Below are 20,941 nucleotides of genomic sequence, written 5' to 3' on the forward strand. Positions count from 1 at the left end.
CAGTCGCCGTCAGCCCCTGGCCAGAATCCCGTTGGCCTTGGACTCGGCGTCCGCGAGCAGCTTGTCGATGTCCGCGTCCTTCCGGGTGAGGACCGCGGACATGGGCACGTCGAGCACCGCGTAGAGCTCCTGGGCCTTCGCCGGCTCCAGCTTCAGTTCGACGCCCCGGGAGGTGTCGACGTACGGCTGGTAGTACTCGACCGGCAGGACGGCGTTCTCCTCGCGGGCGTCCGCGATCCTCTGACCGGTCGGGGAGTCACCCATGTAGTCGTTGTTGGGCACGCCGACGGCCTCGCCGTTGGCCTTGCCGCGCGCGTAGTCGTGGCGGCCCTTGCCCGGGGTGTTGAACTGGAAGTCGATCCACTGCATGGCCGCCTCGGTCTGGGCGGCGTTCGCCTTCGGGTTGACCATGTAGGCCTCGCCGCCGGTCAGGGACGCCTCGCCCTCGGGGATGCCGGTGATGCCGTAGTCGTCCTTCTTCCCCTGGAACTTCTGGACCACGTCGGAGACGACGTCCGGGGCTCCGAGCATCATGCCCGTCTTGCCGGCGGCCATCTGCTGCATCAGCGTCTCCCAGCCGATCAGCACCTTCTTGCCGACGCTGTCGTCCTTCCAGCGCATGTCGTGCAGCGTCTGCAGCACGGCCTTGCCCTCCGCGCTGTTGAACGCGGCCTTGTCGTCGACGACCATCTCGCCGCCGCGGCTGAAGATGGACTGCGCGAAGTGCCAGCCGCCGACGTTGCCGCCGCCGTACTCGCCGTATCCGACGTAGTCGTCACCGAGACCGGCGATCTTCTTCGCCGCGGCACGGACCTCGTCCCACGTCTTCGGCGGGGCGTCGGGGTCGAGACCCGCGTCCTTGAAGAGCTTGCGGTTGTAGACCAGGCCGACGCTGTAGCTCACGTTGGGGACGCCGTAGGTCTTGCCGTCCTTGACGACCATGTCCCTGACGTCCTGCTTGATGTCGCCGTAGTTCTTCACCAGGTCGGTGACGTCCGAGATGTCCTTCGCCTGCTTCTTGGAGATCACGTCGGCGTAGTTGGTGACCGGCACCATGAACACCGTCTCCATCTGTCCGCCGGCGAGCTTCGCGGCGAAGGTCTTCGGGTCGAAGCACGGCTGCTGGTCGGTGCTCTTGACCGTGACTCCGGGGTGCGCCTTCTCGAACGCGGCGACGTCGTCGTTCCACGCCTCTCGCTGCTTCGGTGCGGTCTTCGGTGGCTGACAGGCCACGGTGATGGCCACCCCTCCTCCCGCGTCGGACTCCGAGTCGCTGCCACAGGCAGCGAGGCTCACGACGAGACCTGTGGTCAGCAAGATCGCAAGATTGCGCGGCTTCATTACGGCTCCTCCGGGGTGACGCCCAAGCACGGCCTTGATCGGAGCGTCACGATAGAACGGCGAACAGGCCAACGCAATATTCCGATCCACATTTGCAAGATTGCGACTGCACTACGTTCTGTGAGTGCTGATGGGCCACCAGAAGCCGCACAGGCTTTCCTCGACCGCGCAGGCCGTGGCTACGGGTCACGTACGGCCGGCGCCGGGGAAGCCGGCGTCGGCGACGGAGGAGAGGTGATGCCGTGGCGACCTGGGACGCCCGGCGAGACTCGCGGGAAGGCCGCTCGGGAGGGCGGAGGTCCGGCCGGTCCGGCGTTCGGCACCGGAGCTGCGGCCTCCCGCCCCTCGGCGGCCGGCTGGGAGCGCTCTCCACGCGGGTGCGTGGACCGCTCACCGAAGCACGGCCGCCGGGGCGGTCACGACGGGCGGGCGGGGGGCCGCGGGGGCATCGGGCGCGCTGTTCGGCGCCCGGCCTGCCGCGGCCTCACCCGCTTCCACGTATGGCGGCTCTTCAGCAAGCCATCGCGTCGTGAACGCAAGAATATGGCAATAGTTGCAGGACGTTTATCGTCCCGTGATGGACTTGTCCGCCCTGGGGCGGCTGCGGCCGGGGTTCCGGCTGCTTGCTAGCGGGCCGCGGCGGCGGTCCGTACGGCGCCGAAATCGATGGCGCGGTCGGCCTCGCGCAGGACCTCCTCGGCCACCCGGCGCACTTCGGCGGGCACGTCGCCGTGCTCCTCCACGAGGCCGGCGTAGATCGGTGCTTCGGTGCTGTCTGCGGAACTCATACGGATTTTCCCCGTCGGTCTGGTGCGAAAAGCCTCTGCCGGTCGGCGGAGGCGGGGGCGAGTGTACGTGGTGGGCGGCGGCGGGGGCGATTCGCCTTCAGGTGCCGGGACCGCCCCGCACCTGCTGGAACGGCGCCCCGCCGCTCCCCCGGGCGGCCGAGGGCGGCCGCCCGGTCACCGCCTGCGGCGGCCCGCGCCGAGATGCCGCACGGGAAAGCCGGCACGGGCGGCGAGGGCGGTCAGCTCGTCGGCGCGGGCCGCCCGCAGGCCCACCACCGGATAGCAGTCGGAGTCGATGTCCAGGACGGCCAGCGCCGCACCGATCTCCCGGTAGTGGCGGCCGCAGGCGTCGAGGAACCTGTCGGTCGGCAGACCCGTCTCCCGGGCCTCGAAGAGCACCCACGGGTCGATGGAGGGCCGTGATTCCAGCTTCCGCAACCGGGCCCGGATCTCCTGCGCGTCCTCCTTCCAGTCGAACTCCGCGAGCAGCCCGTGCGCGTCGAGCGCGTCGATGAGGGCGATCCAGGCGAGGTTGTCCACCGGCTCGTCGATGCCCCGGTCCGCCAGCCGGTCCGCGAAGGCGCTCACGTACGCATGCGGGCTGTCGTGGGCGCGCAGCACCTCCTCGGCCACGGCGGGGTGCGCCGGGGCGAGCAGGGCGGCGATCTCGGCCAGGGACGTGCGGACCGGGTCGGTGTCGTGCGGGTCGGACATGTCGTGCTCTCCTCCTGCGGCGGGGCCGCCGCCGGGTCGTCGTCGGTTCGTGCGTTCCGCACCGCTCTCGGCGGCGGGTTCCGTGCCGTCCCGGTGGACGGGCGGCCGTGAGCTGTTACGGGAGCGATCGCGGATGGCCCTGGGCGCGCCGGCGCCGGGCCGCGGGCAGGGGCCGGTGGCCCTCGGTCCACTCGTTGACCCAGCCGCAGCCCGAGCAGGCGTACCGTCCGTCGAGGCCCGCGATCAGGGTGCCGCAGCGGGCGCATCCGATGTAGGTGATCTCCGGGTGCTCCGTGGCCGCTTCGGCCGGGGCCCGCCGCTCCGGGCCGGAAGGGGTCGGCATGCTCACGCGACCCTTCCCGCGGCGTCCAGCAGAACCCTGGCGAGTTCGTCCGGCTGCGAGAACATCGGCCAGTGACCGGTGTCCATGGTGACCAGCCGCCACGGCTCGCTCGTGAGCAGCTCGGCGACCTCGGGGCTCGGCTCGGGCCAGTCGAGCAGGCACTTGACGTACGTCGTGGGCAGCATCCCCGGGGACCGGGTCAGGGTGGCGGGCTCGGTGAGGGTGGCGCCGGGGTGGGGGGTCGCGCCGGTGAGGAACCGGGCGATCTGTTCGTCGGTGAGGCCCTGGTCCACGCAGTCGGCGGCGGCGGGCGGCGGCCAGAAGCCCTCGTTGGCGGCGATGGCGGCCTCCACGCCGTCCCGGCCGTCCGGCCAGCCGGAGACGAAGGACTCGCCGTCGGCCGGGACGTTGGAGTCGACGAACACGACGTGGGCGAGCCGGTCGCCGATCAGCGTCGCCGCCTGCCCGACCGGGATGCCCGCGTAGCTGTGTCCGACCAGCACCACGTCGCGCAGGTCGAGGCGCTCGACCAGCCCGACGATGTCCTCGACGTGCGTCCGCTGCCCGGCCGCCACCCCCTGCTTCTCGGCGAGGCCCGACAGCGTCAGCGGGTGGACCCCGTGACCGGCCGCGCGCAGACCGGGCACCACGTCGCGCCACGCCCACGAGCCGAGCCAGGCCCCTGCCACCAGTACGAATTGCGTCATGCCAGCAACGTAGTGCAGGGGTACGACAACGCCGCCCGGCCGCCGTCCGGTCCGCCACCGGTGCTTCGCTATCTTCACCGGAGACGGAACGGGGCGGCGGGTGTGCCGATCGCCGTCGCCCGGCCGCCGACCGAAGGAGAGCACCTGTGCGTTCCCCCGCCACCGACCGGACCGTGGGCGTCCTGCTGCCGCGCGATCTGCCCGCCGACCGGATCCTGCCGTACGCGCGCCGCGCCGAGGAGTTGGGGTTCGACTCCGTCTGGGTGGTCGAGGACCTCGGTTTCCGCGGGGGCGTCGCCCAGGCGGCCGCCGTGCTGGCCTCCACCGAGCGCATCCGGGTCGGCATCGGCCTGCTGCCCGCCGGCGCCCGCAACGTGGCGTTCGCGGCGCTGGAGATCGCGTCGCTGGCGCAGCTCTTCCCCGGCCGGGTCGATGTCGCCGTGGGACACGGCATGCCCCACTGGATGCGCAGCGTCGGTCAGTGGCCCCGAAGCCCGCTGGCCTTGCTCCGCGAGTACGTCGACGCCCTGCGGGCGCTGTTGCGCGGCGAGCTCACGCAGCGGCGCGGGCAGTACGTCCACCTCGACGGCGTACAGCTCGACCCCAGCGCGCTGCCCGGGATCGTGCCGGACATCCTGGCCGGTGTCCGGGGCCCCAAGTCGCTGGCCGTCTCCGGCGAGGTGGCCGACGGAACGGTCCTCGCGGAGCCGGTCGCCCCCGAGTACGCACGGGCGGCGCTCGGGCACATCGCCGCCGACCGCCCCCACCGCCTGGTCGCGTACAACGTCGCGTCCGTGGACGCCGACCGGGACACCGCGCTGGCCGCCGCCCGCCCGGCGCTGGAGTGGATCGGCGAGCCCGACTGGCACGCGCACATCGCACCGCTCCCGTTCGCCGACGAGCTGGTCGAGCTCCGGGCCGGGTGCGCCGACCGCGCGGAGTTCGTCCGGCGGCTGCCCGACGACCAGGTCGCGCGACTCGCCGTGGCCGGCACCCCGCAGGAGGCCCGGGCCCGCCTCGACGGGCTGTGGTCGGCGGGTGTCACGGACTCCGTCCTGGCCCCGGTCGGTCCCGATCCGGTGGCGGCCCTGGAGTCGTTGGCCACGGTTCTCGACGCGGCGTGATCGACGGGCGGCTCGGATACGGCGGACACGGACGCGGCGGATGCGGCGGACGCGGCGGACACCTCAGTGCGTGCGCTCCGGATGGCCTTTCGACCGATGCCACTTGACGATCGAACAGGATGCATTGTCGGCCGTTTCTGACTGCTTTTCGCTATGAACGGAGGCGATGGGTCACGGCGAGGCAGGATGTCCCCGTGATGGGCAACCTCCCCGTCGTGACGACCAGCTTCGTCGGCCGCGACAGCGAACTGGTCAGCGTCGAACGGGCACTTCGAGATCATCGGCTGGTCACGCTCACCGGCCCCGGCGGGGTCGGCAAGAGCCGGCTGGCCCTGCGCACGGCCGAGCGTGCCCGGGACCGCTACGCCGACGGTGTCTGGTGGGCCGACCTTTCCCATCTGCACGACGAGCACCTGCTCGCCACGACGGTCTGCGACGGCGTCGGGCTCCTGGACCACAGCCCTCGCCGACCGGTGGCCGCGCTCGGCGAATGGCTCTCCGAGAAGAACCTGCTCCTCGTCCTCGACTGCTGCGAGCGGATCGTCGGCCCCTGCGGGCAGCTCGTCGCCGAACTGCTCGCCGCGGCCCCGGGGCTGACGGTCCTGGCCACCAGCAGGGAGCCGTTGGACGCCGCGGACGAGCTGTGCGTCGAGGTGCCGCCGCTGTCCGCGGGCGAGGACGGCGACGACGCCGTCCGGCTCTTCCACGAGCGCGCGGCAGCCGTCGCCCCGGGCCTCGCGCTCGGCGACCCCGGCAGCACGGCCGCCGTCGCCGAGATCTGCCACCGCCTCGACGGCATACCGCTCGCCGTCGAGCTGGCCTGTGCCCAGCTCCGCGACAGCAGTCCGCAGGAGATCACCGGACGGCTGGCCTCCCGGATGGAGAACCTCACCGACGACACTCTCTGGCCCCGCCGCCACCGCGCCCTGCGCACCACGATCGGCTGGAGCCACGAGCTCTGCGCGCCGCTGGAGCGGCTGCTGTGGGCGCGGCTCTCCGTCTTCCGCGGCGTCATCACGACCGCGGACGCGGAGGCGGTGTGCGCGGGCGGACCGCTGGACACCGAGGCCGTCGCCCCCGCCCTGGAGCGCCTGGCGGACCAGTCCGTGCTCCGGCGTACCGGGGACGGCTACCGGATGCTGGACACACTGCGCGAGTACGGGGCGATGTGGCTGGCCGAGCTGGCGGAGGACGCGCTCTTCGCGGACCGGCACGCCCGGCACTTCGCCCATGTCTCCGTCCAGGCGTACGCGGGCTGGCTGGGGCCCTCGCAGGTCCTCTGGTACCACCGGATCGCCGACTCCCACGCGGACCTGTGCGCGGCCCTGGACCATCTGCTGGCCGAGGACCCGGAGATGGCGATGGAGATGGCCGGGTGCGTCGGCCTCTTCTGGAGCTGCTGCGGCCATCTGCACCAGGCCCGTACGTATCTGCAGCGGGTGCTCGCCCTGCCGCTCTCCGCCGGGCCGCACCGCACCCGGGCGCTCTGGGCCCTGGGGATCACGATGACCCTGCAGGGTGACCACGAGGCGGCCCGCCGTACCGGCGAGGAGTGCGGGCACGCGGCCCGCCGGGACGAGGACCCCGAGGCCATGCTCCTCGCGGCGCACTCCGTGAGCTTCACGTATCTGATGATGGGCCGGCCGCTCACCGCGCACTCCGTCAGCGACCGCGCGCTGCGCCTCCACCCGGGCGACCCGGCGGACGCGCCCTCGCAGCTGCGCTGCCGGGTGATACGCCTGTTCGCGTTGTCCGCGCTCGGCCGGCTCGACGAGGCGTACGAGGAGGCCATGCGGCTCCAGCGGATCAGTCTGCGGTTCGGCGAGCACTGGGCACGGGCCTACGCCGATCACCAACTCGCCCTCATCCACCTGCTCCAGGGCCGCCCCCGGCACGCCGAGAGCCACGCGCGGGCGATGCTCGCGAGCAAGCACGAGCTCCATGACAGCCTCGGCATAGCGCTCGGCCTCGATCTGCTCGCCGGCGCCATCGCCGCCCAGGGGAACGGCGTGGCCGCGGCCCGTGCCTCCGGTACCGGACACGCGTACTGGCGCATGATCGGCCACCCGCACCGGGGCACCCCGGAGCTCGGAGCGATCCGCGAGCAGTGGGAGCTCCGGGCCCGGCAGGCCGCGGGCGACTCGGCGTACGAGCGGGCCTACCGGCACGCCTCGGCCGACGACGCCGAACGCGGCCTGGCCCACGCGCTGGAGCGCGGGCAGCCCGGATAGGCCCGGACAGCGCGGAGATCGCGGACCGTCCGTGCCGGAACCGCCCGCCGCACCGGCGCCCGGCCGTAGAGCGGTGGGCGCCGGTGGTCGGACACCCGGCGGACACCGACCGCCTAGCATCCCGGTATGACGTCCATCAGCCGGCTCCGTCCCGACCATGCCGAGGCTCTGCTCGCCTTCGAACGGGAGAACCGGGCCTACTTCGCCGCGTCCATCCCCGACCGGGGCGACGACTACTTCGCCGCGTTCGCCGAACGCCACCGCGAGTTGCTCGCCGAACAGGGCGCGGGGCTGCACCATTTCCACCTCATCGAGGACGACGACGGCGCCGTCCTCGGCCGGATCAACCTGATAGGGGTGCGGGACGCTTCGGCCGAGCTGGGCTACCGGATAGCGGAGAAGGCCGCGGGGCGGGGGCTGGCCACCTGGGCGGTCCAGCAGGTCTGCGTCCTGGCGGTCGGGGAGTACGGGCTCACCACGCTGCGGGCGGAGACGACGCTCGACAACACGGGATCCCGCGCGGTGCTGGCGCGCACGGGGTTCGAGCCGCTGGAGGACGTGATGTTCGGCGACCGCCCCGGGCGGCGGTACGTCCTGGATCTGAGCGGGGGCGCTCCCCCGGTCCGCTGACCGGGGCTGCCGGAGCATGCGGCGGCGGGCGGAGGGACGGTCCGCGCCGGACTCCGCCGGTGTGGCGATGATCGGCCGGATGGTCCACCTCGGGGGCAAGCCCCGTGCGGCCGCCCGATGCTGGGGCTCGCGGGAGCGGACCGTACCGCTTCCGCCCGCCCGACGCCGGGCTCGCGGAAGCGGACCATGCCGCTCCGCCCGCTCGACGCCCACCGCTCCCCGGAGGCCCCCGTGCCCGTACGTTCCCTTCACGACGCTCCGCTCCCGCGCAGTCGGCCGCCGCGGCGAAGAGCCGTCGTCGCCGCTGTGGCGGCCGCGTCGCTCGCCGGGCTGATGACCGGCCCGGCCCATGCGGGCGGCGACGGGGGCGACGGCCGCCACGGGCCGGTCGATCCCGCGTTGCAGCGCGGGCTCCAGGCGCTCGTGGACACCCCGGGAGGGCCGCCCGGCGCCATCGCGGTCCTCACGGCGGGCGGCAGGAGCGAGGTGTACCGGGCCGGTACGTCGCAGCTCGGCACGGGCCGCCCGCCCCGGACCACCGACCACATGCGGATCGCCAGCACGGCGAAGGCCTTCAGCGGCTCGGTCGCCCTGCAGCTGACCGAGCGGGGTGCGCTCGGCCTGGACGACACCATCGGCCGGCGGCTGCCCCGGCTGCCCGCCGCCTGGCACCGGGTGACGCTCCGCCAGCTCCTCAACCACACCAGCGGGCTCCCCGACTACACGGAGGACCCCACGTTCGTCGCCGAGCTGACGGCCGACCCGCGCCGGCACTTCGACTCCCGCCGGCTGCTGGACTACGTCGCCGGTGACCCGCTGCGATTCCGGCCGGGATCGGCGTACCGCTACTCCAACTCCGACAACATCGCCGTGGCGCTGATGGCCGAGGCGGCGACGGGGCGGCGGTACGAGAAGCTCCTCGCCGACCTGGTGTACCGGCCGCTCGGCCTGCGCGACACCAGCCTCCCGCAGGGCTACCGGCTGCCCGAGCCCTTTCTGCACGGCTACGCGGTGGATCCGCCGAACGCGCCGGAGGACGTCAGCACGGTGCTCAGCGCCTCGGGGGTGTGGGCGTCGGGCGGCATCGTCTCCACGCCCCGGGATCTGGGGGCCTTCGTGCGCGGCTACGCGGGAGGGCTGGGGCTCGGCCCGGCGGTCCGGCGGCAGCAGTTGTCCTTCGTCGCGGGCAGCTCCGAACCCGCCGGTCCCGGACGCAACAGGGCCGGTCTCGCCGTGTTCTCGTACACGACGCGCTGCGGCACCGTGTACGGCCACACCGGCAACTTCCCCGGCTACACGCAGCTGGCCGCGGGGACGAAGGACGGCAAGCGGTCGCTGACCGTCTCCCTCACCTCCCAGGTGAACAGCACCACGAACCCGCGACTGCTGGCCACCCTCCGCGAGCTCCAGGAGGACTTCGTCTGCCGGCTGCTCGACCGCCGGAGGCCGGGCGGCGCGCAGTAGGCATACGGAAAGGGGTACGCCGGGTGTCCGGCGTACCCCTTCGCGGGTCAGGCGGGGAGACGGTCAGTCGTTGTCGGTCTCCTCGCGGATGATGGTGTCGTTCTTGGCGTCCACGTCGAAGGTCGTCTTCTTCCAGTCGGAGCCGACCACATCGACCTGCCACATGACGCCGTTGCCCTCGTTGTCGTCGAGGCTGACGGAGGTGACCGTCCCCTTCTTCTTCTCGGTGGCCACCTTGGCCGCCTGCTGCGGGGTCTGGGTGGCCTGGGCCAGCCGGTCGGCGGTCTCCTTCTTGTCGTCCGCGTCCTGATCCGCGTCGACACGGGCCTCGATCACCTTGCCGTCGACCGCGTTGATCCGGACGGTGTGGACCGTGCCGTCCTTCTCCGCGACCTCGGCGACCCAGACCGGGCCCTCGGCGCCCGGGCTCGCGCTGGGGCTGGAGGTTCCGGTCGGGCTCGCCGTTCCGGTGGGGCTGGCGGATCCGGTGGGACTGGCCGTGCCGGTGGGGCTACCGGTGGCGGTGGGGCTGGGGCTCTCGCGGTCGTCGTCGTCCACGCCTTCCAGGTCCAGATCGACCAGCTTGCCGCCGGCCACCTCGCCGGTGGCCGTGGTGGCCGCGTCGTCGAAGGTGACCTTCGTGGCGTCGAGCACCTTCTTGCGCTCCTGCTGGTCCTCGGTGAGCTCGGCGCTGGCCGACGGCGAGGTCGTCTGCTTCTGCGGAACGACCTTCGCGGCCTCGGAGGTGGCCGCGCTCGTCGCGCTGTCCGAGCTCTGACCGCATCCGGTCATCAGCACGGCCGCGGCGGCGGCCATGCCGAGGGCGCCGACCGTCTTGAGGGTGCGGGAACGGGAGGAGGCACTGTTCATTCGTCGAGGATCGAGTCTCATGCACGCATGACTAGCCCTCCGAGCCATCGGTCATGTTGTCCTACCGGGGAACCACCCGATCGACCGGGCGGGTCCGCCCGTTGGCCCTCGCTCCCCGGGCGCCGGGCGCCGAGGTGCGAAACAATGGCGGCAGGGCCGTATTCTCCGCGCCCGGCCCGGAGGCCGTCATGGATCACATGGTGCACACCGAGCGTTATGAGCTCATCTTCCAGATGTCCGGCGCCGCGGACGACGTGGTCTCCGTCCGGATGACCGACCGGCTGGGGGCGGGCGGATCCCCGGTGTACGAGGACGAGACGGGGATCGTGCGCGCCGAGATCAGCGACCGGGGCGAGGTCCGGATGCTCGCCAGCGGCGGCCATCAGGTCCCCGGGGCTCCCCTGCTGGCCCGCCCCCTGAGCAAGGACGCACCCGAACCGCGGTGACCGGACCCGCCGGGCGGGGCGCGCCGTGCACCTGGGCGCGCCCCGCCCGGCTGTGCGCGCCCAGGTCCGACGACGAGCCCGGCCTTCCGTTCATGCCCACTCCTCGCCCGAATGTGTTTACATTCCCGCACCCCGGACGTAACCTGAGCGCGAAACCACAGACTCGGGCATGAAACGGAAACGAAACCACATGTACGCACCGGAGCGGCAGCAGGAGATCCTCCGCCTCGCCCAGGAGAGCGGCCGGGTCGACGTGCTGTCGCTGGCCGAGGAGTTCCAGGTGACGGCGGAGACCGTCCGGCGCGATCTCAAGGCCCTGGACCGGGCGGGACTGCTGCGCCGGGTGCACGGTGGGGCGATCCCGGTCGGGCGGCTCGATTTCGAGCCCGACCTCGCCGAACGCGACGCCCTCGCCGCCGACGAGAAGGACCGGATCGCGCAGGCCGCCCTCGCCGAACTGCCCGCCGACGGCAATGTGATCGTCGACGCCGGCACCACCACCGCGCGGCTCGCCGCCGCCGTCCCCGTCGACGCGGCGCTGACCGTGGTGACCCACGCGCTGCCGGTGGCCGCCCGGCTCGCCGACCACCCCGGCATCGCGCTGCATCTGGTGGGCGGCCGGGTCCGGCACCGTACCCGCGCGGCGGTCGACGCCTGGGCGCTCGGTTCGTACGCCGAGATCAACGCCGACGTGGTCTTCCTCGCCACCAACGGCTTCTGCCCCGACCGCGGCCTGACCACGCCCGACCTCGCCGAGGCCGCGGTGAAGCGGGCCGTGGTCAAAGCGGCCCGCCGGGTCGTCCTGCTCGCCGACTCCGGCAAGTTCGGGCAGGAGCACTTCGCCCGCTTCGGTGATCTCACCGATGTGGACCTGCTCATCACCGACACGGGCCTCAGCCCCGACGACGCCCGCTCCATCGAGAGCCGGGGCACGGAAGTAGTACGCGCATGATCCTCACCGTCACCCCCAACCCCAGCCTGGACCGCACCTACGAGCTGCCGGGACTGACCCGCGGCACCGTGCTGCGTGCCACGGCCGACCGCGTCGACCCGGGCGGCAAGGGCGTCAACGTCTCCCGCGCGGTCGCGGCGGCCGGACACCGCACGGTCGCCGTCGCCCCGATGGGCGGCCCGGAGGGCGCACTGCTCGCGCGGCTCCTCGGCGATCTCGGCATCGAGGCGGCCGGTGTGCCGATCGCCGGGAACACCAGGATCAACGTCACGCTCGTCGAGCCCGACGGCACCCTCACCAAGGTCAACGCGGCGGGCCCCGAACTGAGTCCGGCCGAGGCGGAGGACGTCCTGGAGGCGGTACGGGTCCGCTCGTCGGCCGCCGACTGGATCGCCTGCTGCGGGAGCCTGCCGCGCGGGCTGCCGCCCCGGTGGTACGCGGAGCTGGTCGAGCGGAGTCACCGCGCCGGTGCGCGGATCGCGCTGGACACCTCGGGGGCGGCGCTCACCGCCGCGCTCGCCGGAGGGCCCGATGTGATCAAGCCCAACGTCCAGGAGCTGGCCGAGGCCGTCGGCCGGCCGCTCGCCACGGTGGGCGACGCGCTGAAGGCGGCCGAGGAGCTGCGGGAGCGCGGGGCCCGTTCGGTGCTGGCGAGCCTGGGCGCGGACGGGCAGCTGCTGGCCGAGGCGTCGGGCGCGTATTTCGCCACCGCTCCGGTGACCGCCGTACGCAGCAATGTCGGCGCCGGGGACGCCTCGCTCGCCGGGTTCCTGGCGGCGGGCGGGCGGGGCCCGGAGGCCCTCACCTCGGCCGTCGCCCATGGGGCCGCGGCCGTACAGCTGGCCGGAAGCCTGATGCCCACCCCGGCCGACCTCGATCTGCCGTCGGTCGTGACGACCTCCGACGTGCCCCTGGACCGCGCGCTGACGGAGCCCGCCCCATGACCCCCGCACCATCACCCGGCACCCCCGCAACCCCCGCAACTCCGGTACGGACCCCACCCGTACGATCCCGCCGCCCCGTCCCCCCGAGCCGCCGCACGGCGGTCCCCGAGCAAGGAGCACCGCGATGAGTGAGCTGATCACCGCGGAACTGGTCGACCTCGATCTGTCCGCCGCAACGAAGGACGCCGCCGCGAGGTCGCTCGCCGAGCGGATGGTGGCCGCCGACCGCGTCACCGATCTCGACGGCTTCCTGGCCGATGTCGCCGCCCGCGAGGCGCAGATGCCGACCGGCCTCGACGGCGGCATCGGCATCCCGCACTGCCGCAGCGAGCATGTGAGCGCCCCGACGCTGGCCTTCGGGCGCAGCGCGGCGGGCATCGACTTCGGGGCGGCCGACGGTCCGGCCGACCTGATCTTCCTCATCGCCGCCCCGGCCGGGGCCGACGACGACCACCTCACCATCCTGTCGGCCCTGGCCCGCAGGCTGATGGACCCGGAGTTCACCGCCGCGCTGCGCGCCGGGACGGACCCGGGGGCGGTGGCCGCGCTGATCCGGGGCGAGGAACCCACCGAGAATCCCGATCCCGATCCTGAGCCTGAAGAGGATGACGCCACCGCGGCCGCGGCCGCGCCGTTCCGGATCGTCGCGGTCACCTCCTGCCCCACCGGCATCGCCCACACCTACATGGCGGCCGAGTCCCTGGCCGCCGCGGGCCGTGCCGAGGGGGTCGAGGTGACGGTGGAGACCCAGGGCTCGGCCGGCTTCAAGAAGCTGGACCCCGCCGTCGTCGCGGCAGCGGACGCCGTGATCTGGGCGCATGACGTGGAGGTCCGGGAGAAGGGCCGCTTCCGGGGCAAGCCGCTGGTCGACGTCGGGGTGAAGGCGGGCATCAACCGGCCCGCCGAGCTGATCGCCGAGGCCCGCCGCAAGGCGGAACGCGGAGAGATCGCCGCCGTGTCCGAGGACGGCGGATCCACGGACTCCGGCGACGGCGACGGGGGCGGATCCGGCGCGGATCACGCGCACTTCGGCGTCCGGCTCCGTACGTATCTGATGTCCGGCGTGAGCTACATGGTGCCGTTCGTCGCTGCGGGCGGTCTGCTGATCGCCCTGTCGTTCGCCATCGGCGGCTACGAGATAGCGAGCGCCAAGTCGGTCGCCGACCACTTCGTCTGGGGCGAGGCGGACAGCTGGGCGGCCCTGCTCAACCAGATCGGCTCGGCGGCCTTCGCGTTCCTGGTGCCGGTGCTGGCCGGGTACATCGCGTACGGGATGGCGGACCGGCCGGCGCTGGTGCCCGGTTTCGTCGGCGGCGCCATCGCGCTCACGGTGAACGCCGGGTTCCTCGGAGGTCTGGTCGCCGGTCTGCTGGCCGGTGCGGTGGTGATGGCCATCCAGCGGGTCCCGGTCCACGCGACCCTGCGCGGCATCATGCCGGTCCTGGTGATCCCCCTGATCGCCTCGGCGGTCGTGGGCTTCCTGATGTTCATCGTGGTCGGCAAGCCCATCGCCTCGCTGCAGAACGCGCTCACGGACTGGCTGAACGGTCTGTCGGGCTCCAACGCGGTGATCCTCGGCGTCGTCCTCGGGCTGATGATGTGCTTCGACATGGGCGGCCCGCTGAACAAGGTGGCGTACGCCTTCGCGGTCGGCGGTCTCGCCGACCCGACCGACGGCAGCCTGAAGGTGATGGCCGCGGTGATGGCCGCCGGAATGGTCCCGCCGCTGGCGATGGCGCTCGCCACCACCGTACGCAAGAAGCTGTTCACGAAGACCGAGCGCGAGAACGGCCGGGCGGCCTGGGTGCTGGGCGCCTCGTTCATCACCGAGGGCGCGATCCCCTTCGCCGCCGCCGATCCGCTGCGGGTCATCCCGTCGGTGATGGCGGGCGGTGCGGTCACCGGCGCGCTGTCGATGGCCTTCGGCGCGACGCTGCGCGCCCCGCACGGCGGCGTCTTCGTCGTCCCGCTGATCGGTCAGCCGTTCCTCTATCTGCTCGCCATCGCCGCCGGGACGCTCGTGGCGACCGCACTCGTCGTCCTGCTCAAAGGCGCCCGGCGGACGGCGTCGGACCCGGCCGGGGAGGCGGAGGCCACGGGCTCCGACGACTCCCGGGTCACCGTCGCCGCCTGAACACCCCGCACACCGATCCGAATCCGCAGTTTCTTCCGAGGAGTGATCCATGCACCAGCAGACCGTCGCCATAGCCTCGCGCAGCGGGTTGCACGCCCGTCCGGCGTCGCTGTTCGTCAAGGCCGCCGCCCGCCAGCCGGTCAAGGTGACCATCGCCCGCGAGGGCCGCGACCCGGTCGACGCCCGCAGCATGCTCGCGGTGCTGGCCCTGGCCGCCCCGCACGGCGAGACCGTGGTGCTCAGCGCCGAGGGCGACGGGGCGCGGGCGGCGGTCGAGGAGTTGGCGGAACTGCTCGCGCAGGATCTCGACGCCGCTGTCTGATCTTCGCCGTCCGATCTTCGCCCGCCTGTTCCGATGCGTATGACCGGCGGCTGCCGGGTCGTTAGGTTGGGACACGTGACCGAGACGTGGAACGCCTCCGACCCGGCCGTCCTGGCCCTGCCCTCCGGACGCCTCGTACGCGGCCGGGGGCTGCGCAGGCCCGTGCCCGCGGGCCCCGAACCCGACTTCGCCGTCCACCTCCTGGGGCGGACCCCGCCCCCGGTGGCCTGGGAGTCGCGGTGGCTGCGGTGGCCGGACTTCCGGCTCCCGGCGGACCGGGCGGCGGCACGGGCCCTCCTGGAAGAGGTGTGGGACCGGGCCGCCGGGAGCCGGGTCGAGGTGGCCTGCGGCGGTGGGATGGGGCGCACCGGGACGGCCCTCGCCTGCCTGGCCGTCCTGGACGGGGTGCCCGCCGACGAGGCGGTGGCGTTCGTGCGCGCCGGCTACCACCCGCGCGCGGTGGAGACGCCCTGGCAGCGCCGCTACGTACGGAACTTCCCGGCGCGCCAGGACGCTTCTTAGGACTTGTCGGGCACGTTCTTGAAGGTCTCCGGCACCGGCAGGGTGCTCCAGCGGCCGATCGGCCAGGCGACGACGACGGCCCGTCCGACGACCTCGTCGACGGGGACCATGCCCTGGTTCGGGTCGTCCTGGTGGTAGCGGGAGTCCGCCGAGGCCTGGCGGTGGTCTCCCATCACCCAGATCTTGCCGTCGGGCACGGTGACCTTGAAGCGGCCGCCCTCGTCGTTGCTGCACGGGGTGTTGCCGGGGAAGACGTACGGCTCGTCCAGGGCGGTGCCGTTGACCTTCACCGGCCCGTCGCCCGCGCACTCCACGGTGTCGCCCCCGACGCCGATGACCCGCTTGATGAGGTCCTTCTCCTCGGCGGAGGGCATCACGCCGACGAAGCTCAGTACTTTCTGCACGGTGTTGGGCTCGTCCACGGGCACGCCCGCGAGCCAGTCCGCCGGGTCGTGGAAGACGACGACCTCACCGCGCTCCGGCTCGGAACCGAACCAGGGCGTCAGCTTGTCGACCAGGACCCGGTCGCCCTGCTGAAGGGTGTTCTGCATGGAGTCCGAGGGGATCGAGAAGGCCTGCACCAGGAAGGTCTTGATCAGCAGGGCCAGCACCAGGGCCATACCGATGAGGAGCGGCAGCTCCACCCAGAACGGCCGGTTCTTCCGTGTCCTCGACCGCCGTGTGGCACGCCCCATTGCACCGCTCCTCGCCCCGTGTACCGCCGCCCGTCCCTGAGGGAACGGATCCGGTGATCCACTCTATGGGGCGCGGTGAGCGGCGAGGTGCGCCAGGGCCTAGGGGGTGTCTTGTCGATCAGGGTCGGTCAGGCCGCGGCGTCTGGTGCGGTGCATCGCAAGGCGCTGGAACGTCCTCATCGCGGAGCGATTCGGGCGTTTCGGCAACGCCGCGAGGTGCCGTGGCAGGCGTCGCGGACCCGGCCCTGATCGACAAGACGCCCCCTAGGCCGGTCCGGCGCCGACCGGCGGGACCGTCGCGCCCTCCCCGGCGCGGACGGCTTCGACCACGCTCTGGTGGAAGCGGCGGCTCTCCTCCTCGGAGGGACACGGCACGGGGCTGCCGGTGAGCGTGAACCAGTCCGACGAGCCGCTGTACTGCACGGCCACCGCCGCCTGTCCGTCGAACCAGGTCGTGTGCACCGTGAGATCGCCGCTCAGGATGCCCGCTTCCTCGGTGCGCACTCCGCCGGTGCCCGTGTAGACCCCGCTGGTCGTCCAAGATGCCCAACTCATGACGGTCACCTTTCGGACGATGACAAGCCTGTCCAGCCGACTTCTTCCGAGTATGGCACCGCCGGTGGGACCGTGCACGGGTGTGCGCGGTCCCGGTCCGGACACCCCCCGGGCAACGGGTTCCGGGGGCGCCGGCTCAGGCGCGTTCCAGCATGCCGCGGACGAATGCGGCCTGGCCCGCGTGCTGCAGGTCCTCCGCCAGGACGCTGATCAGCCGGACACCCAGCGTCACCGGCGGTGACCAGCCCTGGTCGACGACCCGGTCGAGGGCGTGGCCCTCCAGCCCCGCGACGTAGTCCAGGGTCCGCTCGTGGACGGCGTCGAAGTAGCCGAGGAGGGGTTCGGCGGAGTCCACGCGGACGGCGGCGACCTCGTCGGCCGTGTGCCCGTAGCCGGTCGCCGTCTCGTCGAACGGCAGCGCGAAGCGCTCGGCCCAGCCTTCGGTGAGCCAGATCTGTCCGATTCCGGCGGCGTCGGCGATGTGGTCGTCCTGGACCCGGGTGAGATGCCAGACCAGCCAGGAGATGGAGTTCGCCTCCGCGTCGACGCGGGCGTTGAGGTCGTCGGGCGTGAGTCCTTCGACCGCCGCGTGGACCGCTTCCCCGACCCGGTCGAACGCTTCGGCCAGCATGCCTGCGGTATTCATCCGCCCACATTGGCCCGAGGGCCCGGCGGCCCCGGGGTGCGACACACCGCCGGGCCGGCGGAAGCCGCCGTACGATCTCCTCATGGTCCGAAGCAGCGCGGAGAACGTCGATCAGTACCTCGCCGAGGCCCCGGAGTCCCGCCGGGAGGCCCTCACGGCGCTGCGCGCGCTGTGCCGGGAGGAGCTGACGGGGTTCCGTGAGGTGATGGCGTACGGCATGCCCGCCTATGAGCGGGAGGGGTCGGGGACGGGGGAGATCGCCTTCGCCGATCAGAAGCAGTACATCTCGTTCTATCTGCTGCGCACCGACGTCCGCGACGCGTTCGCTGACCGGCTGGCCCCGCACGACATGGGCAAGGGCTGTCTGCGCTTCCGCAACCCGAAGAAGATCGACTTCACGCTCGTCCGCGATCTGCTGCGGGCTACGGCGGCGACCCGCGGTACGCCCTGCTGAGGCGGGGCGTCTCGGATCAGAGCCTCAGCGCAGGCCCCGCAGCCAGTCGGTCAGCAGCCGGTTGACCTCGTCGGGGCGTTCCTGCTGGATCCAGTGGCCGCAGCCTTCGAGGATGTGGGCGGCGGAGAGACCGGGGAGGGTCTTCGGGTACGCGTCGATGGCGTCGGACATCCAGGTGATGGAGGCGTCCAGGGCGCCGCCGATGAAGATCGAGGGCTGGGTGAGCGGTGCTCCGTCCCAGGCGGCGAGGTCCTCCCAGTCCCGGTCGACGTTGCGGTAGCGGTTGAGCGCGCCGGTCAGGCCGGTGCGTTCGAACTCCTCGCTGTAGACGTCGAGGTCCCGCTCGTCGAGCCAGCCGGGGAGCCGGCCGGTGGGGAACCGGTCGGCCATGCGCGCGCCCGGCGGTACGAAGAAGAGGCCGGCCCGGTCGGCGGGGGCGGGGGTGTCGCCGGAGAGGCCCGTGTAGAAGCCGGCGAGCCAGCCGCGTACGTCCGGTTCGATCTCCGCCTCGGCGCGGCCGGGCGTCTGGAAGTAGCTGACGTAGAACTCCTCCTCACCGCCGATGCCCGCGAAGCCGTCGGTGGGGCGGGGGCCGCCGCGGGGTGCGTAGGGGACGCTGAGCAGGGCGACGGCGGTGAAGACGTCCGGCCGGAGCAGGGCGCTGTTCGCGGCGATGGGCGAGCCCCAGTCGTGGCCGACGACCGTGGCGGTCTCCTCGCCTAGGGCGTGGACGACGGCGGTGTTGTCGGCGACATGGGCGAGCATGCGGTAGGCGTCGGTGGCGGCGGGTGCGGAGGAGCGCCCGTAGCCGCGTACGTCGATGGCGACGGCCCGGTGTCCGGCGGCGGCCAGGGCGGGGAGCTGGTGACGCCAGGAGTACCAGGACTCGGGGAAGCCGTGGACGAGGAGGACGAGGGGGCCGGTGCCCTGTTCGACGCAGTGGATCCGGCCGCCGGGGACGTCGACGGTGCGGTGGGTCGCGCCGGGCAGGACGGTGGAGGGGCGGGCGGAACGGCCCGTGGGCGGCGTGGGTACGGCGGTGGGCTCCGGCATGGCTTCTCCTCGGGCGCCCCGTGCGGGTGGGGCGGTCGTGACGCTTCGGCGGGCGGCCGGGCCGGGTGGCCCGGCCGCACGATCACGATCATTCGGCCGGGGCGTGCGCCCGGACAAGGTTTTTTGCCGATGCGGCAAACCCCTGGGGTGGGGGCGGTTCAGACGAGGAGACCGAGCAGGTGGGCGCAGGCGGCGGCCTCGTCCGGGTGGTGGGCGAGGACTTCGTACGTACCACGCTCGAACGCCCCGGTCTCCCAGCCGCCGCTGCCGCCCCGCCGGACGAAGAGGAAGTCCGGCGGGGTGGGTACGGGCTCGTGGACGCCCTCGATCCGGTAGTAGCCGCCGGGGATCCGTGCCTCGACGAGTGCCGCGTGCAGTTCCCGGCGGTCCATGGCCGGTTACGCGCCCGCGGGCGTCAGGTAGGCGTTGTCCAGCAGCCACTTCACATTGAGCCGATGCCCCTCGCCCGGGTCGAGGAACACGGCGTCGAGCTTGATCTGCTGTCCGCCGCCGGGCTGTTCGAACCACGGGGCGATGGAGCCCTGCCAGACCCAGAAGGGCTTGGCGACCTTGTAGACGCGGTAGTCGCACGGGGTGTCCGCGTCACGGGTGTTGAGGTTCTGCGGGGGCAGGGCGCGCTCGGCGTAGGCGTCGCCCGCGGGGGCGAGGTAGCCGCCGTACTCCGAGCCGAAGCGGTCCAGGCGCTGGCCGGTGCGGAGCTTGACCGGTTCCTTGTCGAGCTCGCCGTTCAGCTCGGCGAAGCCGTCGTTGGGCGGGTACTTCCAGCTGCCGGTGTCCGCGGGGCCTTCCCAGTACTTCTTCAGGAAGTCCTTCGGGGTGAGGTCGCCGGTGCGCTGGTAGCCGTTCAGGAGCGGGCCGACCGGGGCGAGCCGCTTGTTCGGCAGCCACTTGGGGCCGAGGCGGGCGTCGCCGCGGAACTCTCCGGTGCAGGGTTCATGGCGTTCGGCGGCGGGCGCGGGCCGCTCGGGCCCGGGTGCGGCGTACGCCGCGGGGGCGGAGAGCAGTCCGGCGGTGATGCCGAGCGCGGCAAGTACGGTACGCATGCGGTTCAAGTCAGGAGTCCCCTCGAGCACTGATGATCCATCAGGACAGCTGACGTAGGGTAACCGTTCGGCTACATGAAGCTTCCGCGCCATGCCGTTTTCCGGCCATCGGGCACGTCGTCGGGGACAGCACCACGCCCCGGCCGCGCGACGGGCGCGACCGGGGCGTGGTGGACGCGGGGCGCGGGCCCCGGCCTGGGCGGTGCTAGCCGATGTTGACGTCGATGCAGGCGTAGAACGCGTTCGAGGTGTCGGCGATGTTCCAGACGGCCAGGATCTTCTGCTGGCCGGTCTTGTTGCCGAAGTCGACCTGGTGGGTCACGGTCGCGCCGGGCTGCGCGCCGCCGTCGTCGAACTCGGCGATCTTCTCGCCGCCCACGAAGTACTGCCAGGTGCTGGTGGAGTGGCGTGCGGTGATCTTCCACTCGAACTGCTGGGAGCGGTTCACCGGAGTGACCGACCAGCCCTTGGAGTCGTCGTCCAGCTCGGCGAAGCCGCTGTTGCCGCCGCTGCAGCTGGTGAGCCCCTTGGGGCCCTCGACGGACTGCGGTTCGTACTTGATCGCACCACAGCTGACCGTGCCGGCGGCGCACTGCGCCTGCCTGCTGGGCGGGTTGGAGATGTAGCCGTGAGCACTGGCGGAGCTCGCCGGAAGGCTGAGGGCGAGGACCGGGGCGAGCATGGCGCCGACGGCGAGTGCGGTCTTCCTTTTCGCGTGCATGCTTCTCCTTCACATGAGACCGCACCGCGCGGTGGCGGACCGTGGGGGGTCCGGCTTCGACGGCGAGGCCTCGCGAGTGTGGGGCCAAGAGGCGCGAAGGGCTGCAAGTCCCTTGCCGGACACGCCTGATGACGGATGTCCGGAAAGGCCTTGCACTTGGACTAGACCATACCGACCGACGCGTTCACGTCAAGGGCGGTACGCGGCGGCCGCCCGCCCGC

Annotated in this window: 24 protein-coding genes; 11 read left to right on the forward strand and 13 right to left on the reverse strand. The window is 72.6% G+C overall.

The window, feature by feature from the left end; genetic code table 11:
- Nucleotides 1-9: 9 nt before the first annotated feature.
- The 5 genes from KV381_RS00690 to KV381_RS00710 all read right to left on the reverse strand — a co-directional run bounded on the left by KV381_RS00690 (nt 10) and on the right by KV381_RS00710 (nt 3,893).
- Nucleotides 10-1,245 (reverse strand): ABC transporter substrate-binding protein, encoded by a 1,236-nt coding sequence (locus KV381_RS00690; protein ID WP_249626966.1) that lies wholly within the window; start codon nt 1,243-1,245, stop codon nt 10-12.
- 722 nt (nt 1,246-1,967) lie between these two features.
- Nucleotides 1,968-2,129, reverse strand: coding sequence for a hypothetical protein (locus KV381_RS00695; RefSeq protein WP_179889519.1), 162 nt, complete (start codon nt 2,127-2,129; stop codon nt 1,968-1,970).
- A gap of 174 nt (nt 2,130-2,303) precedes the next feature.
- Nucleotides 2,304-2,843 (reverse strand): DUF6630 family protein, encoded by a 540-nt coding sequence (locus tag KV381_RS00700; RefSeq protein WP_030629963.1) that lies wholly within the window; start codon nt 2,841-2,843, stop codon nt 2,304-2,306.
- Between the two features lie 115 nt (nt 2,844-2,958).
- Entirely contained in the window at nt 2,959-3,186 is a 228-nt protein-coding gene (locus KV381_RS00705) for a hypothetical protein (RefSeq protein ID WP_030082167.1), read from the reverse strand.
- A gap of 2 nt (nt 3,187-3,188) precedes the next feature.
- Nucleotides 3,189-3,893: an alpha/beta fold hydrolase gene (locus KV381_RS00710; protein ID WP_218784243.1), complete on the reverse strand. Its 705-nt coding sequence runs from the start codon at nt 3,891-3,893 to the stop codon at nt 3,189-3,191.
- Between the two features lie 146 nt (nt 3,894-4,039).
- On the opposite strand from KV381_RS00710, the gene KV381_RS00715 reads away from it, so the two are divergent.
- The 4 genes from KV381_RS00715 (at nt 4,040) to KV381_RS00730 (ending at nt 9,342) form a co-directional block, all read left to right on the forward strand.
- Complete coding sequence (locus tag KV381_RS00715) at nt 4,040-5,017, forward strand: LLM class flavin-dependent oxidoreductase (RefSeq protein ID WP_218784244.1); 978 nt, start codon at nt 4,040-4,042, stop codon at nt 5,015-5,017.
- Nucleotides 5,018-5,214: 197 nt separating this feature from the next.
- On the forward strand, nt 5,215-7,248 hold the full coding sequence (locus KV381_RS00720) for a regulator (RefSeq protein ID WP_193464019.1): 2,034 nt from the start codon (nt 5,215-5,217) through the stop codon (nt 7,246-7,248).
- Nucleotides 7,249-7,374: 126 nt separating this feature from the next.
- Complete coding sequence (locus KV381_RS00725) at nt 7,375-7,878, forward strand: GNAT family N-acetyltransferase (RefSeq protein ID WP_103537582.1); 504 nt, start codon at nt 7,375-7,377, stop codon at nt 7,876-7,878.
- Between the two features lie 117 nt (nt 7,879-7,995).
- Nucleotides 7,996-9,342, forward strand: a complete 1,347-nt coding sequence (locus KV381_RS00730; RefSeq protein ID WP_218784245.1) for a serine hydrolase — start codon at nt 7,996-7,998, stop codon at nt 9,340-9,342.
- Between the two features lie 63 nt (nt 9,343-9,405).
- On the opposite strand, the gene KV381_RS00735 is transcribed toward KV381_RS00730, so the two are convergent.
- Complete coding sequence (locus tag KV381_RS00735; RefSeq protein WP_086779815.1) at nt 9,406-10,212, reverse strand: PepSY domain-containing protein; 807 nt, start codon at nt 10,210-10,212, stop codon at nt 9,406-9,408.
- 197 nt (nt 10,213-10,409) lie between these two features.
- Here KV381_RS00735 and KV381_RS00740 point away from each other — a divergent pair, with 197 nt between their 5' ends.
- The 6 genes from KV381_RS00740 (at nt 10,410) to KV381_RS00765 (ending at nt 15,532) form a co-directional block, all read left to right on the forward strand.
- Nucleotides 10,410-10,658, forward strand: coding sequence for a DUF6296 family protein (locus KV381_RS00740; RefSeq protein WP_030082155.1), 249 nt, complete (start codon nt 10,410-10,412; stop codon nt 10,656-10,658).
- A 190-nt stretch (nt 10,659-10,848) separates the two neighbouring features.
- Entirely contained in the window at nt 10,849-11,610 is a 762-nt protein-coding gene (locus KV381_RS00745; protein WP_030082153.1) for a DeoR/GlpR family DNA-binding transcription regulator, read from the forward strand.
- Nucleotides 11,607-12,554 (forward strand): 1-phosphofructokinase, encoded by a 948-nt coding sequence (gene pfkB / locus KV381_RS00750; RefSeq protein ID WP_030082151.1) that lies wholly within the window; start codon nt 11,607-11,609, stop codon nt 12,552-12,554. The genes KV381_RS00745 and pfkB overlap by 4 nt, the downstream gene beginning before the upstream one ends.
- Nucleotides 12,555-12,678: 124 nt before the next feature.
- Entirely contained in the window at nt 12,679-14,688 is a 2,010-nt protein-coding gene (locus KV381_RS00755) for a fructose-specific PTS transporter subunit EIIC (RefSeq protein ID WP_030082149.1), read from the forward strand.
- A 49-nt stretch (nt 14,689-14,737) separates the two neighbouring features.
- Complete coding sequence (locus tag KV381_RS00760) at nt 14,738-15,010, forward strand: HPr family phosphocarrier protein (RefSeq protein ID WP_030082147.1); 273 nt, start codon at nt 14,738-14,740, stop codon at nt 15,008-15,010.
- Between the two features lie 75 nt (nt 15,011-15,085).
- Complete coding sequence (locus tag KV381_RS00765; RefSeq protein WP_030082145.1) at nt 15,086-15,532, forward strand: protein-tyrosine phosphatase family protein; 447 nt, start codon at nt 15,086-15,088, stop codon at nt 15,530-15,532.
- Here the strand turns inward: KV381_RS00765 and lepB are convergent.
- The 3 genes from lepB to KV381_RS00780 form a co-directional block, all read right to left on the reverse strand.
- On the reverse strand, nt 15,529-16,227 hold the full coding sequence (gene lepB / locus KV381_RS00770) for a signal peptidase I (protein ID WP_193464016.1): 699 nt from the start codon (nt 16,225-16,227) through the stop codon (nt 15,529-15,531). The genes KV381_RS00765 and lepB overlap by 4 nt on opposite strands.
- Before the next feature lie 264 nt (nt 16,228-16,491).
- Nucleotides 16,492-16,782: a hypothetical protein gene (locus KV381_RS00775; RefSeq protein WP_030086544.1), complete on the reverse strand. Its 291-nt coding sequence runs from the start codon at nt 16,780-16,782 to the stop codon at nt 16,492-16,494.
- 136 nt (nt 16,783-16,918) lie between these two features.
- Nucleotides 16,919-17,428 (reverse strand): DUF664 domain-containing protein, encoded by a 510-nt coding sequence (locus KV381_RS00780; protein ID WP_030086542.1) that lies wholly within the window; start codon nt 17,426-17,428, stop codon nt 16,919-16,921.
- 82 nt (nt 17,429-17,510) lie between these two features.
- On the opposite strand from KV381_RS00780, the gene KV381_RS00785 reads away from it, so the two are divergent.
- Nucleotides 17,511-17,882 (forward strand): iron chaperone, encoded by a 372-nt coding sequence (locus KV381_RS00785; RefSeq protein WP_030086539.1) that lies wholly within the window; start codon nt 17,511-17,513, stop codon nt 17,880-17,882.
- 24 nt (nt 17,883-17,906) lie between these two features.
- Here the strand turns inward: KV381_RS00785 and KV381_RS00790 are convergent, their stop codons facing one another.
- The 4 genes from KV381_RS00790 to KV381_RS00805 form a co-directional block, all read right to left on the reverse strand.
- Nucleotides 17,907-18,935 (reverse strand): alpha/beta fold hydrolase, encoded by a 1,029-nt coding sequence (locus KV381_RS00790; protein ID WP_218784246.1) that lies wholly within the window; start codon nt 18,933-18,935, stop codon nt 17,907-17,909.
- 158 nt (nt 18,936-19,093) lie between these two features.
- Nucleotides 19,094-19,327, reverse strand: coding sequence for a hypothetical protein (locus KV381_RS00795; RefSeq protein WP_030086536.1), 234 nt, complete (start codon nt 19,325-19,327; stop codon nt 19,094-19,096).
- Nucleotides 19,328-19,333: 6 nt separating this feature from the next.
- Nucleotides 19,334-20,008 (reverse strand): TNT domain-containing protein, encoded by a 675-nt coding sequence (locus KV381_RS00800; protein WP_218784247.1) that lies wholly within the window; start codon nt 20,006-20,008, stop codon nt 19,334-19,336.
- Nucleotides 20,009-20,204: 196 nt separating this feature from the next.
- A complete protein-coding gene (locus tag KV381_RS00805; protein ID WP_030086533.1) occupies nt 20,205-20,720 on the reverse strand; it encodes a lytic polysaccharide monooxygenase auxiliary activity family 9 protein in 516 nt (171 codons plus the stop codon).
- Nucleotides 20,721-20,941: the final 221 nt, after the last annotated feature.

This window comes from Streptomyces sp. WY228, assembly GCF_019287315.1.
Lineage (GTDB): Bacteria > Actinomycetota > Actinomycetes > Streptomycetales > Streptomycetaceae > Streptomyces > Streptomyces caviscabies.